Source organism: Streptomyces sp. NPDC030222, from assembly GCF_055573115.1.
Genome location: NZ_JBVICA010000003.1, coordinates 417,596 through 431,781, shown reverse-complemented (window position 1 = coordinate 431,781; position 14,186 = coordinate 417,596). Strand labels below are relative to the sequence as shown.

Genomic DNA, 14,186 nt, shown 5'->3' with positions numbered 1-14,186 from the left:
CCGACGACGCGAGCGGCGCAGGGGCAGGAGCGATGGAGTGGTCCAGGCGACAGGGGCCGACGAGCCGCAGGGCGGCGGCGCGGTGGCACCGCAGCACGCAGGTGCCGCCGGCCGACGCCGTCGTGGTCGAGGACGCCACCGCCGCCACGAGTGACACCGGACGCCCGTCGCCGCTCCGGCCGCGGCGTCAGCCGAGCGCCCGGTCGAGGTTGAAGGCGGCACTGATCAGTGCGAGATGGGTGAACGCCTGCGGGAAGTTGCCCTGTTGGTCACCGGTGCGGCTGATCTCCTCGGCGTACAGACCCAGATGATTGGCGTAGGTCAGCATCTTCTCGAAGGCCAGTCGCGCCTCGTCGACGCGGCCGGCACGCGCGAGGGCCTCCACGTACCAGAAGGAGCAGATCGCGAAGGTGCCCTCCTCCCCGCGCAGGCCGTCCGGGCTGGCCTGCGGGTCGTAGCGGTAGACGAGCGAGTCGGAGACGAGGTCCGCGGAGAGCGCGTCGAGCGTGGAGAGCCACTTCGGGTCGGTCGGGGACAGGAACTTGGACAGCGGCATCATCAGGACCGCCGCGTCGAGGACGTCGTCGTCCTCGTGCTGGACGAACGCCCGGCGGGCCTCGGACCATCCGCTGCGCATGATGTGCCGGTAGATCGCGTCGCGGGTCTCCCGCCAGTGGATGATGTCGGCGGGCAGCCCGCGACGGGCGGCCATCCGCATGGCGCGTTCGATCGCGACCCAGCACATCAGCTTCGAGTAGAGGAAGTTCTTGCGGCCGCCCCGGGTCTCCCAGATGCCCTCGTCCGGCTGGTTCCAGTGGCCGCACACCCAGTCGACCACGGCACACACGTCGTCCCAGTCGTCGCTGGAGATGGGCTGGCCCCACTTGTCGTAGAGGTAGATCGAGTCGACGAGCGCCCCGTAGATGTCGAGTTGGAGCTGGTCGGCCGCGGCGTTCCCGACCCGCACCGGTGCGGACCCCTCGAAGCCCTCCAGGTGCGGGAGTTCGCGTTCGGTCAGGTCGGTGCGCCCGTCGATGCCGTACATGATCTGCAGCGGCCCCGAGGGGCCGTCACCGCGGCGGCTGATGCGCTCGGTCAGGAAGCGCATGAACGACTGGGCCTCGTCGGTGAATCCCAGGCGCAGCAGCGCGTAGATGCAGAAGGCGGCGTCCCGGATCCATACGTACCGGTAGTCCCAGTTGCGCTCCCCGCCTGTCTGTTCGGGCATGCTCGTGGTCGGCGCGGCGACGATCGCTCCGGTCGGGGCGTAGGTGAGCAGTTTGAGCGTCAGCGCGGAACGGTGCACCGTCTCGCGCCAGCGGCCGCGGTAGCGGGAGGCCGACAGCCAGCGCCTCCAGAACCGCACTGTCGCGACGAACTGGTCCTCCGCCTCGGCGTGCGGACATACGCGAGGTGACACATCGTCACCGACCCGGTCGAGGGCGAACACCGCGGACTCGCCCTCGACGAGTTTGAAGTCCGACGTGACGTCCCGGCCGTCGCACTCGACCGCCACGGTGGCGGTCAGCGCCAGCGCGAGGCCCTCGGACTCGAAAAGCACCACGCCGTCCTGCCGCCGCGCGGTGTGCGGCAGCTCTCCGTATCCGAAGCGTGGAGCCACCCGCGCCCGGAACGGCATCGAACCACGTACGCAGACGACCCGCCGGATCAGCCGGTGCCGGTCCGCGTCGCCCGCGTCGCCGTCCGCGGTCACCGGCATGAAGTCCTGCACCTCGCCGACCCCCTCCTCGGTGAGGAACCGGGTGATCAGCACATTGGTGTCGGGGAAGTAGAACTGCCTGGTCTTCGCCGGCGCGTCCGGGGCGAGCTCGAAGGACCCGCCCCGGTCCGCGTCGAGGATGGAGGCGAAGACGCTGGGCGCGTCGAAGCGCGGGCAGCAGTACCAGTCGATGGTGCCGTTGGTGCCCACCAGTGCGACGGTACGCATGTCGCCGATCAGTCCGTGTTCGGCGATCGGCAGGTATCGGGGCGGCCCGGCCGGCGGCGCCGGGTCCGGGGATGCCTGGATCATGGCAGCAGACTCCTGCCTCCCCCGGCCCGCGAGTGCAGACGTCACCTTCAGCGTACGCGCGATCGCACGGGAGGCCTCTCGGGTCACCTCTCCCACGAAGAGTCTGCGACGAGCAGCGCATCTCCTGCGAGGAGTGCGTCCCCTGCTGGGAGCGGGCCTGAGACGCGAGCCCCCGGAGCAGCGGGACATCACCGAATGGACACGTCCGGACACGTTCCGTCACGGTCGTCGGGACGGCCCCACGCGCCGTGCGCCTGGCGCCGGAAGTCCTCGGCCCGACGCGGCCACGGCAGGTCGAGCCCGGTGTGACGGCCCGTCAATGTCTTTGACTCTTCCTCGACTTACCCCTCGCGACCTAGGCTCACCCTCGAAACGGGAGATCGCAACACCGCGATCCACCGGGTTGCAGTCGGGCGTCGAGACCCACCCGGAACCGGCGCCCGACACTGGGGGGAAGGGGTGTCGTGCAGACAGCCGACCAGCGGTGGGCCGTCCACCGCGCCAGACAGGAATTAACACAGCAATGGACCACCCAGGACGTCATGGCCGGAGACCCGGTCATGGTCTGCGAGGTGCTGCACCAGGGCCTCGCCGAGCTCCCGCCCGACCACGGGACCGTCCATCTGACCGGCCGCTTCGCCGTCGAAACGGTGAACCGGCCGGCCTCCGACTTCTCGCAGCTCGTACGCCGCGAGGTCGTCGGACGCGGCCGCCGTCTGCGGCTGCTGCTCGGCCAGTCCACCGGTCTTGAACCCGGGGCCCGCACTCTCGTCGTCCGCCTCGCGGCGGAAGGGGCCCTCATCCGCGTCTCCACCGGACCGCTGCCCAACCTGGCCGTGGTGGGCACCGGGCTCGCCATCGTGCACGCCAGCACGCGGGAGGGGCAGCCGCAGATCCTGGTCGCCCGCCGGGACGCCGTGAACGCCCTGCATCAGTTCCAGCAGGTGCTGTGGGAGCACGCCGCGGAGCTGATCCAGCCGCGGCGCGTGGCGCGTGCCCCGCAACTGGACACGACCCAGATCCAGGTGCTGCGGATGCTCGGCTGCGGGATGAAGGACGACGCGGCCGCACGGCAGATGAACGTGTCGGTCCGCACCTACCGCCGGCACGTCGCCGCGATCCTCAAGTCGCTGGCCGTCAACACCCGTTTCGAGGCGGGGCTCAAGGCGGCCGAGCTCGGATTGCTGAACGTGCCGCGGCTCCCCCGGCGCGGCTCCGTAGCCGTGGGAAGCGGTGGCAGGTTTATGCCGAGTTTTCTCTCCGAGGACGCTTGCTGACCCCTGTGAGCCGCTCCTAAGTTGATCGCCGGGTCGACCGGGAACCGGCACACGGCCCACCGGACCAGCGCGATCTTCACTTCACCGTGGCGGCGCACGCTCGTGTGCGCCACCACGGCCTCACCCCGCGCGGCGACTTCCGCTCGCCGCCCCCACCGCGGGACTCACCACGCACGCCCAGCCGGGCCGCACCCGTACCACGGCCCGCACGTGCACCACAGCCCATGACAGAAACGGAACACGCGATGTCAACTACGTCGGCCACCCTCGCGGACGTCGAGTCCGCGGTGCTCGCCGTGACCGCCGAGGTCCTCGAGCTGCCGGAGGTCCGTCTCGACGACAACATGCTGGAACTCGGTGTCGACTCACTGATCGCCACCCGGATCGTGGCGGCCCTGCGGACGCGGTTCGGTGTGGACATCCCGCTGCTCAACGTGTTCGAGAGCCCCGGGCTGAACGAGTTCGCGGAGTCCGTGCTCGACCTCATCGACGACGCACGCGACGCGGACCAGGCCTGACCGTCATGGGCGTACCTGGGGAGTACCCCTACGACGCCGGCCTTCACCCCGGGGGATACACCACACGGCTGTGGACCATGCGGCAGCTTGCCGGACTGCAAAGTGCCGCGTCCACCAACGAGCGCTTCAAGTACCTGCTGGAGATGGGCGAGACGGGCCTCTCCCTGGCCTTCGACCTGCCGACCCAGCTGGGTCTCGACCCTGACGACCCGGCCGCGGACGGCGAGGTGGGACGCACGGGCGTCTCCGTCGCCACGGTCGACGACCTCGGGGTCGTCTTCGCCGGGATCCCCCTGGACCAGGTGTCCGTCTCCATGACCATCAACGCCACCGCGCCCATGCTGCTGGCGATGTGGATCGTGGTCGCCGAGGAGTCCGGCGTCGACCCGGCGCTACTGCGCGGCACCCTGCAGAACGAGATGCTGAAGGAGTTCCTCGCCCGCAAGGCCTTCGTCTACGACCTGGACACCAGCGTCCGGTACGCCCTCGACGTGGTCGAGTACTGCATGAGCGCCCTGCCGGGCGTCAACCCGATCTCCGTCTCCGGCGGCCACGTCCGGGAAGCGGGTGCCGACGCCGCGCTGGAAGTGGCCTGCGCGCTCGCGAGCGCGGATGCCTATCTGGGCGGGATGGTCGAGCGCGGCCACTCGGCGGAGCGGGTGGCCTCCCGGTTCAGCTTCATCTTCGGGACCGATATGGAGCTGCTCAAGGAGGCCGCCAAACTGCGGGTCGCCCGCCGCCGTTACGCCGAGCGCATGCGCGACCGCTGGGGCGTCTCGGAGCCCCGCGCGATGAAGTTGCGTGCCCAGGTCAACACCTTCGGATCGGCACTGGCCTACCAGGAACCGCTGAACAACATCGTGCGCGCCACGGTGCAGGCGATCGCAGCCGTCCTGGGCGGCACCCAGTCCCTGCACGTGTGCAGTTTCGACGAGGCGGTGCAGACACCCGGCCCGCTGGGTGCCCGGATCGCGCTGCGCACGCAGCAGATCCTCGCCCACGAGACCGACATCGCCCGGTACCCGGACCCGCTCGGCGGTTCCCAGGTCGTCGAGGGGCTGGTCGAGGAACTGGGCAAGGAGGTCGACGACTGGCTGGAGCGGATCGAGGACCGCGGCGGCATCGCGGCCTGCATCCGCAGCGGCTGGCTCGAGGGGCGGATCGAGGAACTCGCCTTCCAGGACCCCGGCCCGACCGTCGGCGTCCGCGACACCGCTCCGTCCGAGTCCGAGCGGCAGCTGCTGGCTGCCGAACGGCACACCACGACCGGGGGCCGGCGGGACGTCGAGCGCCCGTCGTGCACGGCGGAGCTCGGCCGACTGCGCGCCGACGCCCTGGCGGGACGCAATGTGCTGCCCGCCCTCGTCGAGGCGGCCCGGGCGCGGGCCACCATCGGGCAGCTCTGCGCGGCCATGCGGCCGGCCGGCGACGGCGCGGCCGCACCCCCCTCCTGACGCACCCCCGACCCCGAACCGGAGAACCACTGATGGCGAGTCTCATCGAGGCGGTCCAGCACGGCGCCGACGCGGCCGAGCTGATGGCCTGCGAGGTTCCGGAGTCCTACCGCGCGGTGTTCCTGCGGCGGGAGGACGAGCGGCTGTTCCACGACACCCCGTCCAGCGGCGGGAAGGACGTGCGCCGCACCCTGCACGTCGGCGAGGTGCCGATGCCCGAACTGGCACCGGACGAGGTGCTGGTGGCGGTGATGGCCTCCGCGGTGAACTACAACACGGTCTGGTCCGCCATGTACGAACCGATCTCCACCTTCCGCTTCCTGCGGCAGTTCGCGCGCCAGGACCGCTGGGCGGCCCGCCACGACCGGGACTACCAGGTCGTCGGTTCCGACGCGGCCGGTGTGGTGGTCAGGGCCGGCAGCGCGGTGCGGCACTGGGCGCCCGGCGACCGAGTGGTGGTGAACCCGCCGTACATCGACGAGCAGGACCCGGTCTCCCAGCGCGACGGCATGCTGACCGCCGGCATGCTCGCCTGGGGGTTCGAGACCAACTTCGGTGCGTTCGGCGACTTCGCCGTGGTGCGCGCCAGCCAGCTGGTGTCCAAGCCCCCGCACCTGTCCTGGGAGGAGGCCGCCTGCAACACCCTGTGCCTGGGCACCTCCTACCGCATGCTCATCGGCGACAACGGCGCCCGGATCAAGGCCGGCGACATCGTCCTCATCTGGGGAGCCGCCGGCGGACTGGGCTCGTACGCGGTGCAACTCGTCCGCCGGGCGGGCGGTATCGCGGTCGGCGTCGTCGGCTCCGCCGAGAAGGCCGACCTCATGGACCGGCTGGGCTGCCACCTCGTCGTCGACCGCAACAGCGTGGGCCTCGGCGGCCACGGGGACGACGACCCGGGCTCCGCATGGAAGGCGCTGGGCTCGGTCATCCGCAAGGAACTCGGCGAGGATCCGCACGTAGCATTCGAACACGTCGGCAAGGCCACCTTCGAGACCTCGGTGAACGTGGTGCGGCGCGGCGGCACAGTGGTCACCTGCGGTTCCAGCAGCGGCTACCGGCACGCGTACGACAACCGGTACCTCTGGATGAAGCTCAAGCGCGTCATCGGCAGCCACGGCGCCAACATCGACGAGGCGTGGGAGGCGAACCGCCTGATGCGCCTGGGCATGGTGGTGCCGGCCCTGTCCCGGGTCCACACGCTCGACGAGGCGCCCGAGGCGACCCGCTCGGTGCAGCTCAACGCGCACGAGGGCAAGGTGGGCCTGCTCAACCTCGCTCCCGCCGAAGGCCTGGGCGTGGACGACCCGGGCACGCGGGAGCGGATCGGCGAGGACCGGCTGCGGCTGTTCCGCGACCACACCGCGCCGCCGCGCACCGGGCCGGCGCCTGAGGCCGGCTCCGGGGCGGTGACGGACCGGTGACGGAGCCCCTGACGATCCACGAGGCGTTCCGGCGGCAGGCCGCCGCGTCCCCGGACGCGGTCGCCGTCGCGACTGCGGCCGGACAGCTCGGCTACGCCGAACTCGACGCCCGCTCCGATGACTTGGCGCGAGAACTGACAACGGCCGGCGTCCGCCCCGGCGATCGTGTCCTGGTGTGCATGGAACGGTCCGCCGCACTGGTGGCGGGTCTGCTCGCGGTGCTGAAGGCCGGCGCGGCGTACCTGCCCGTGGACCTCGGAGAGGCCCCGGCACGGCTGGCCGGAGTCCTCGCCGACGCGGAGGTCCGGGTCGCGCTGTGCGACGCGGCCGGATCCGCGCTGCCGGCCGGCCACGGCGTGCCGGTGGTCCGCGAAGGCACCGGTGCGTCCACGGGCGCACCGGAGGACGGTGCTTCCGCCGCCCCGATCCCGCACGGGCCCGCGGCCGCGGACGGCCCCGAGGACACGGCCTGTCTGATGTACACGTCCGGCTCCACCGGCAGGCCCAAGGGCGTGATGGTCCCGCACCGGGCGGTGCTGAATCTGGTTTCCCGGCCCAACTACGTCACACTGGGCCCCGGGGACCGGGTGCTCCAGCTCGCGCCGTCCGCCTTCGACGCGGCGACCTTCGAGATCTGGGGCGCCCTGCTCAGCGGCGCCCGCCTGGAGCTCGCGCCGGCCGGCCCGGTCGGCCCGGCGGAGCTCGGTGCCCTGCTGCGCGACCGGGGGATCACGGTGCTGTGGCTGACCGCCGCGCTGTTCCACCGTCAGATCGACTTCGCACCCGAGTCGTTGCGCGGTCCGCGCGTGGTGCTGGCGGGCGGTGACGTGCTGTCGGTGGAGCACGTCCGCAGGCTCCGGGTGGCCGTCCCGGAACTGGAGATCGTCAACGGATACGGGCCGACCGAGGCCACCACCTTCTCGCTGTGCCACCGGATCGCGCCGGACGAGGAGTTCCCGCACTCGGTGCCCATCGGCGTACCGGTCCAGGGCGTGCTGGCGGAGGTGCGCGACGAGTCCGGCGCTCCGGTGCCGGACGGCGCCGGGGGCGAACTGTGGGTCGCCGGGGCGGGGCTCTCCCACGGCTACTGGCGTCGGCCCGATGCGACGGCGGAGCGCTTCGTCACCGACACCACGGGCCGCACCTGGTACCGCACGGGCGACCGGGCGCGGCGGCGAGCCGATGGTGCGACGGAGTTCCTGGGGCGGATCGACGGGCAGTTCAAGCTGCGCGGCCACCGGATCGAGCCGGGCGAGATCGAGAACCTGCTGGCGACGCACCCCCAGGTGGGCCAGGCCGCCGTGGGGGTCCGCGACAACCTGCTCGGCGACCCCAAGCTGGTGGCCTGGGTGACCACCCCCGGACCCCTGGACCGCAGGGCGCTGCGCGCCTTCCTGCGCGAGCGACTGCCCGAGTACATGGTCCCGGCCGTGTTCGCCGCCGTCGACGCGCTGCCCGTGACCGCGAACGGCAAGGTCGACCGGCACGCGCTGCCGACCCCCGACTGGCGACGCAAGGAGAACTATGTCTGACCTGCCGCAGGAGCTGGTGCGTACCGTCGGCGCCGCCTGGCACGAGGTGCTCGGTGTCGACGGCATCGGTCCCGACGACGACTTCTTCGACCTCGGCGGGGATTCGGTGGTGGCGGCCCGGCTGGTCACGCTGCTGGAGGAACGGCTCGGCGTGGAGGTCCCGCTGGTGGCCGTGTTCGACAACCCCACGGTCACGGAGCTGACCGCGGAACTGGAGAGGGCACATGCAGACCGAAACTGACGCGCCGCCCGTGCGCACGCCCGGGAAGCGGGACGTCCGGCTGTGGATCGCGGGGACCAGCGTGTCGCTGTTCGGCGACGCGGCCCTGTGGATCGCTCTCGGCATCTGGATGAAGGACCTGACCGGCTCGAACGGCATGGCCGGCCTGGCCTTCGCGGCCTATGTGGTGCCGCGCCTGGGAGCCCCCTTCCTCGGCCTGGTCGTCGACCGCTTCCGGCGGCGCCCGCTGATCGCCCTGCTCAACTTCGCCCTCGCCGGCTGGGTCTGCCTGGCCTTCCTCGTCCATGACGCGGGGCAGGCGTGGCTGCTCTACCTGGTGCTGTTCGGCATCGGGCTGGGCGTCGGCATGCACAACGCCGCGGGCAGCGCGCTGCTCACCGAGCTGGTGCACCCCGACGAGCTGGGGCGGACGAACGCGCTGCTGCGCACCATGCAGGAAGGCGGCATGCTCGTCGCCCCCGCGGTCGGCTCGGCGCTGTACGTCGCCATCGGGCCCCGTGCGGTGGCCGCGCTGGAAGTGGTCACCTTCCTGGTCTGCGCGTTGTGCGTGCTCCTGGTCAGGGTGGACGAGCCGGCCCCACAGCCGCCCGACGGAAAGCTCCCGCAGGAACTGCTGGCGGGCATGCGGCACCTGGTGCGCACCCCGCGGCTGCGGGCGGTCTCCATCGCCATGGGCGGCGGTCTGCTGGGCTTCGGCTTCATCGAGACGGTGATCTACGCCGTCGCCGACGAGGGCCTGCACCGCAGCGCCGCGTTCGTCGGCGTCCTGACGGTCGCCAAGGGCATCGGCTCGGTGCTCGGCGGAATGGCGGGCATCCGCGTGCTCAAGCGGGTGGGGCCGGACCGGGAGGGGCTGCTCACCGTGTTCGGGCTGAGCATGATGGCTCTGGGCTGTGCGGTGCTCGTCCTTCCCGGCGTGGTCGCGGCCCTCGCGGGGGTGTTCGTGATGGGACTGGGCACGCCCGGTGCGGTCGTCGGCCTGTACACGTCCGTGCAGCGTCACTCCCCCGCCCACCTGCAGGGCCGGGTCGCCGCCGCCGCGAGCATGCTCGCCACCGCGCCCCAGGTACTGGCCGTGGCGACGAGCGCCTGGCTGATCGCCGCCGTCGACTACCGGGTGCTGCTCGTCGTCATGGTCGTGCTGATCGGCGCCGGAGCCTGTTATCTGGCCCTGCGCGTCCGCGGCTTCGAGGACACCGGCAAGCCCTCGGCCGACCGGCCCGGCGCGACGGAACCGGCCGCTGCGGACTGACCCGGCGTAACCGAACCAGCCGCTGCGGACCGACCCGGCGCGACGGAACCAGCCACCACGGACCGACCCGACACAACCCGGCCGGCCACCACGGACCGACCCGGCGTACGCCTCGGGCCGCTCCCCCGCCCCGACACCACCATTTCCGGACACCGATGGAGACACCGTGACGACCGCACCCGTGGTGCTGCCGCTGACACCGCAGCAGAGAGGTGTGTACTTCCTGCACTGCCTGGCTCCGGACAGCGCGGTGTACAACGTGCCGATCGTGCTGCGGGTGCGCGGCGGTCTGGACCGGGAGCGCCTGCGCGGCGCCGTACGGGTCCTGCAGTCCCGCCACCAGGCGCTCCGGCTGACCGTCGAGGAACGCGACGGTCAGGTCTTCCAGCTGATCCACTCCGCGGAGCAGGCGGTCCCCGTCGAGGTGACGTGGACTCCGCTGCCCGGGGCGGACCCGGAGACGGCCGCGGCGGAGGCGGTGCGGCGCGCGGCCCGGCCGTTCGACGTCGTGCGCGGCCCGCTGATGCGCGTCGATGTGGTGGAGCCGGGCCCCGACGACCACGCGCTGGCGCTGTGCTTCCACCATCTGGTGATCGACGAGGTGGCGGCGACCGCGCTGGCCGGGGAGCTGCACCTGCTCTACGGCGATCCGGCCGCCCTCCCTGCCGACGGGCCCGAGCACCGGTACGCGGACTTCTGCTCCGGGCTGCTGGCCGAACCCGACCCGACCGGCCTGGAGTTCTGGCGGGACCGGCTCGCCGGGATGCCCGCGCTGCCGCTGCCGGAGGAACACGTCCCCGATGGGCACGGGCTGTTCACCGGCGACCGGGTGGGCTTCACCGTGCCCGAGGAGGTCTCCGCGCGCCTGGCGGAGGTGTGCCGCGGCCACCGGGTCTCCGAGTTCATGGTGTTCCACGCCGCGCTGCTGGTGCTGCTGCACCGGTGGACCGGCGCGGCCGACATCGCCGTCGGCACCCCGATGAGCGGCCGTACCGACCCGCGTCACGCCGACACCGTGGGGTTCTTCCAGAACACGGTCGTGCTGCGCAGTGCGGTCGAGCCGGAGCTGACCTTCGCGGTGCTGCTCAAGGAGGCACGGCGGACCGTCCTGGAGAGCCTGCAGCGCCAGGACACCCCCTTCGAGTCGGTGGTGGACGCGGTGCGCCCGGCCCGGGAGTCCACCCGCAATCCGCTGTTCCAGGTGGCGCTGGTCTTCAACCGCCGCAAGGTGGAACAGGACTGGACCCTTCCGGGCCTGGAGGTGGCGCCGCTGCCGTTTCCGTGGCCGACCTCCCACTTCGACCTCACTCTCACGCTCCTCCACGAATACGGCGTCCTCAAGGGCGACTTCGCCTACAGCGCGCAGCGCTTCGCCAAGCCGACAGTGGAGCGTCTGGTCGCGGTCTTCCTGCGACTCCTCGACGGGCTGCTGGCCGACCCGGACACACCGGTGGGCGAGGTGGAGCTGATGGGGTCCGAAGAACTCGACCACGTACTGGCCCTCGGTGCGCGGGCCGGCCGGTACGTCCTGGACGCGCGGGGGCGTCCGCTGCCGCTCGGTTTCCACGGCGCGGTGCACACCGGCGACCCGGCCACCGGGTCCGTCACCCCCACCGGGGAGCGGGGACGTTTCGCCCCGGACGGCCGCTTCGAGCTGTGGCGCGACCCCGCCGAGGCGGCTCTGGCCGCCCATCCTGCCGTACTCGCGGCGGCCGTGGTGCGCTGCGCGACGGGCGACGGCGAGGAGACCGTCGGCTGCGTCGTCCCCCGTCCGGACGCCGAACCGCCCAGTGCGCGCGAGTTGTCGGTGTATCTGCAGACCCGGGTCCCGGCACATCTGCTCCCCCGGCGGATCGCCGTCCGCACGGGGATCCCGGCCGGTGCGGACGGCCGCCCCGACCCGGACGCGCTGGCCGTCCTGGTCGCCGAGGACCCGGGGCCGGAGGACCGCCCGGCCGGGCCCGCGGAGGAGGAGCCGCAGGGCACGGCCGAACGGAAGCTGGCGGATCTCTTCGAGGAGCTGCTGGGGGTGCCGGGCCTCGGCCGGTTCGACAACTTCTTCGACTTCGGCGGCCACTCGCTGCTGGCCGTGCGGCTGGTCGCGCGGGTGGCCGAGGAGCTCGGACGGCCGCTGGGTGTCGGCGTGTTCATGAACAATCCGACGGTGGCCGCGCTGGCCCGGGCACTCAGCGAGGGGTCCGCCGCGGAGCCCGGAGGGCTGGTCCGGCTGCGAGCGGCCGAGGGCGGGACCGGTGACCTCGCGGTGGCCCTGATCCACCCCGTCGGGGGCACCCTTATGTGCTATGGGGAGCTCCTCGGTCTGCTGCCCGCCGGGCCCGAGGTCGTCGGCCTGGAGCGGGTCGCGGGCGCGCATCCTGAGGACACCTCCTGCGAGGACCTGGTGAAACGTTACGCCGCCACGCTGGCCGAAGCGCTGCCCGGCCGGCGCATCGCACTGCTCGGCTGGTCTCTCGGCGGCGTACTGGCGCACTCGGTCGCGGCCGCCCTCACCGAGCTCGGCCATGAGGTCGTGCTGGTCGCCATGGTGGACTCGCTCGCCCCGCGCTCGGCCGCGGACGCCGAGCGGATGTCCGCGACCGGCACCGAGCTGTACGCACTCGCCGGGGCGGTCCGGCGTGACGGCACCGGGGTGCTCGGAGCCACCGCCGAGCAGGAGCTGTTGATGCGACGCTTCGGCGTGGATCCCGCCGCGCTGCGGGAGACGCCCGCCGAACAGGCGGCACGGATGCTGGAGGACTGGGGCCGACTGCTCGAACTGGTCGCCGAAGGCCGCCCGGTGAAGTCGCCGGCCCCGGTCCAGCTGTTCCTGTGCGCCGACAATCCACCCGGATACCCCGAGGCGCTGGCAGCGAGCTGGGAGGGCCTGTACGGCGAACTCGACACGCGCAGCGTCCCCGGCACGCACACCGAGGTGCTCGCCTCCCCGGCCGTCGAGCAGCTCGCGACGGCGTTCACGGAGCGGATCGGTCCGTCATGACGCAGCCTCAGGCCGCCAGGGACTGGTACGAGACCGCGGGCATCCGCAGCGGTCCGCGCCGGATGCTGGAGGAGGACCGGGAATGCGGACTGCAGGTCTTCCCGGAGCATCTGGTGCCGCATCTGCACCACGAGGCACTGGCGGACCTCGGCTCGCTCGGGCGCAAGGCGCTGCTCACCCACCACTTCTACCAGTACATGCTGTTCACCTCGCATCTGGAGACCAAGGTGGTCAACCGGGGGGCGGCACTGGTCGCGCACGGCGAGGTCGACATCGAGGTGGGACCGGACGCCCGTCTGGACGCCTTCAAGATCTACAACGACGAGGCGTACCACGCGCTGTTCAGCCTGGACGTGGTGCAGCAGGTCGAGAAGGCCACCGCCGTACCGGTGCTGCCGTACGACTTCGGCCCGCGGATGGCCCGGCTGGACCGGACCGCCCACCGGTTCCTGCCGGAGCACGGCTCGCTGGCCCATCTGCTCCAGGTCATCGCGTTCGAAACGGTGGTGACGCGCTTCCTGTCCCGGATACCGCGCGACGAGACGGTGTTCCGCGTGGTGCGGCAGGTGGTGGGCGACCACGTCCGTGACGAGGTGCACCACCACGCGTACTTCACGCGGTTCTTCAAGGAACTGTGGGCCGGGCTGTCCCCGTCGCTGCGGGTCAAGGTGGCGTGCAGCATGCCGCACTTCGTCGACGACTGCCTGCGCCCCGACCTCGGACCGGTGCGCGCCGCGCTGCGCTCGGCCGGTGTCGGCGCCGGGCTCGCGGAGGAGGTGATCCGTGACTGTTACCACGAGGAAATGCTGGTCGCGGGGGTGCGGGACGCCGGCAGGCACACGCTGGGCATGTGCGAGTCGGTCGGTGCCTTCGACTTCCCCGAGGCCGTCGAGCAGCTGCATCTGCTGGGCCTGGGCGAGTGAGTGACGGCGGCAGGCCCGGCCGGGCACGGTGGCGGCCTGCGGCCGATAGGATCGGCCGATGCATCACGCCCCGACCGGTTCGCCGAACGAGTCGTCCGTAGCGTCTCCCACCGAGTCCTCCGCAGCCTCGCCGGCCGGGAGGGTACGCGCCTTCCATCGCGCGTTCGGACTCGACTGCCGTTCCGTGCCGACCGAGCCTTCGGCTGAACTGGCCCGGCACCGCCAGGACTTGCTGCACGAGGAGGTCGCCGAACTCGCCGAGGCCGCCGAGGAGGGCAGGCTGGAGCACATCGCCCAGGAACTGGCCGACGTGGTGTACATCGCCTACGGCACCGCGGCGGTCTACGGCATCGACCTCGACGCGGTGATCGCGGAGGTCCATCGCGCCAACATGAGCAAACTCGGGCCGGACGGCCGGCCCGTGCTCCGCGCCGACGGCAAGGTGCTGAAGGGGGATTCCTACAGCCCGCCGGACGTCGCCGCGGTACTGCACGGGCAGCGCAGGCGCCGGGCCGCCGACCAGGGCTGAGCGGCG

General features: G+C 72.0%; 11 protein-coding genes. 10 read left to right on the top strand and 1 reads right to left on the bottom strand.

From position 1 onward, the window contains the following. Positions 1 to 187 precede the first annotated feature (187 nt). Entirely contained in the window at positions 188 to 2,032 is a 1,845-nt protein-coding gene (locus ACZ4Z5_RS06730) for a glycoside hydrolase family 15 protein (RefSeq protein ID WP_468257599.1), read from the bottom strand. 542 nt (positions 2,033 to 2,574) lie between these two features. Here ACZ4Z5_RS06730 and ACZ4Z5_RS06725 point away from each other — a divergent pair. The 10 genes from ACZ4Z5_RS06725 to ACZ4Z5_RS06680 all read left to right on the top strand — a co-directional run bounded on the left by ACZ4Z5_RS06725 (position 2,575) and on the right by ACZ4Z5_RS06680 (position 14,180). After that, a complete protein-coding gene (locus ACZ4Z5_RS06725) occupies positions 2,575 to 3,309 on the top strand; it encodes a helix-turn-helix transcriptional regulator (protein ID WP_468257597.1) in 735 nt (244 codons plus the stop codon). Positions 3,310 to 3,554: 245 nt separating this feature from the next. Further along, on the top strand, positions 3,555 to 3,827 hold the full coding sequence (locus tag ACZ4Z5_RS06720) for a phosphopantetheine-binding protein (protein ID WP_468257594.1): 273 nt from the start codon (positions 3,555 to 3,557) through the stop codon (positions 3,825 to 3,827). A gap of 5 nt (positions 3,828 to 3,832) precedes the next feature. Continuing rightward, positions 3,833 to 5,281, top strand: coding sequence for a methylmalonyl-CoA mutase family protein (locus tag ACZ4Z5_RS06715; RefSeq protein ID WP_468257591.1), 1,449 nt, complete (start codon positions 3,833 to 3,835; stop codon positions 5,279 to 5,281). Positions 5,282 to 5,313: 32 nt separating this feature from the next. Next, on the top strand, positions 5,314 to 6,705 hold the full coding sequence (ccrA, locus tag ACZ4Z5_RS06710) for a crotonyl-CoA carboxylase/reductase (protein WP_468257587.1): 1,392 nt from the start codon (positions 5,314 to 5,316) through the stop codon (positions 6,703 to 6,705). Beyond that, positions 6,702 to 8,237: an amino acid adenylation domain-containing protein gene (locus tag ACZ4Z5_RS06705; RefSeq protein WP_468257584.1), complete on the top strand. Its 1,536-nt coding sequence runs from the start codon at positions 6,702 to 6,704 to the stop codon at positions 8,235 to 8,237. The genes ccrA and ACZ4Z5_RS06705 overlap by 4 nt, the downstream gene beginning before the upstream one ends. After that, positions 8,230 to 8,478 (top strand): acyl carrier protein, encoded by a 249-nt coding sequence (locus ACZ4Z5_RS06700; RefSeq protein ID WP_468257582.1) that lies wholly within the window; start codon positions 8,230 to 8,232, stop codon positions 8,476 to 8,478. Before ACZ4Z5_RS06705 ends, ACZ4Z5_RS06700 begins: the two co-directional genes overlap by 8 nt. Continuing rightward, positions 8,462 to 9,730 (top strand): MFS transporter, encoded by a 1,269-nt coding sequence (locus ACZ4Z5_RS06695; RefSeq protein WP_468257579.1) that lies wholly within the window; start codon positions 8,462 to 8,464, stop codon positions 9,728 to 9,730. The genes ACZ4Z5_RS06700 and ACZ4Z5_RS06695 overlap by 17 nt, the downstream gene beginning before the upstream one ends. Positions 9,731 to 9,896: 166 nt before the next feature. Beyond that, positions 9,897 to 12,728 (top strand): condensation domain-containing protein, encoded by a 2,832-nt coding sequence (locus tag ACZ4Z5_RS06690; protein ID WP_468257576.1) that lies wholly within the window; start codon positions 9,897 to 9,899, stop codon positions 12,726 to 12,728. Next, a complete protein-coding gene (locus ACZ4Z5_RS06685) occupies positions 12,725 to 13,651 on the top strand; it encodes a diiron oxygenase (RefSeq protein ID WP_468257573.1) in 927 nt (308 codons plus the stop codon). Before ACZ4Z5_RS06690 ends, ACZ4Z5_RS06685 begins: the two co-directional genes overlap by 4 nt. A gap of 58 nt (positions 13,652 to 13,709) precedes the next feature. Then, positions 13,710 to 14,180, top strand: coding sequence for a pyrophosphohydrolase domain-containing protein (locus ACZ4Z5_RS06680; protein WP_468257571.1), 471 nt, complete (start codon positions 13,710 to 13,712; stop codon positions 14,178 to 14,180). The last annotated feature ends 6 nt before the right edge of the window (positions 14,181 to 14,186 follow it).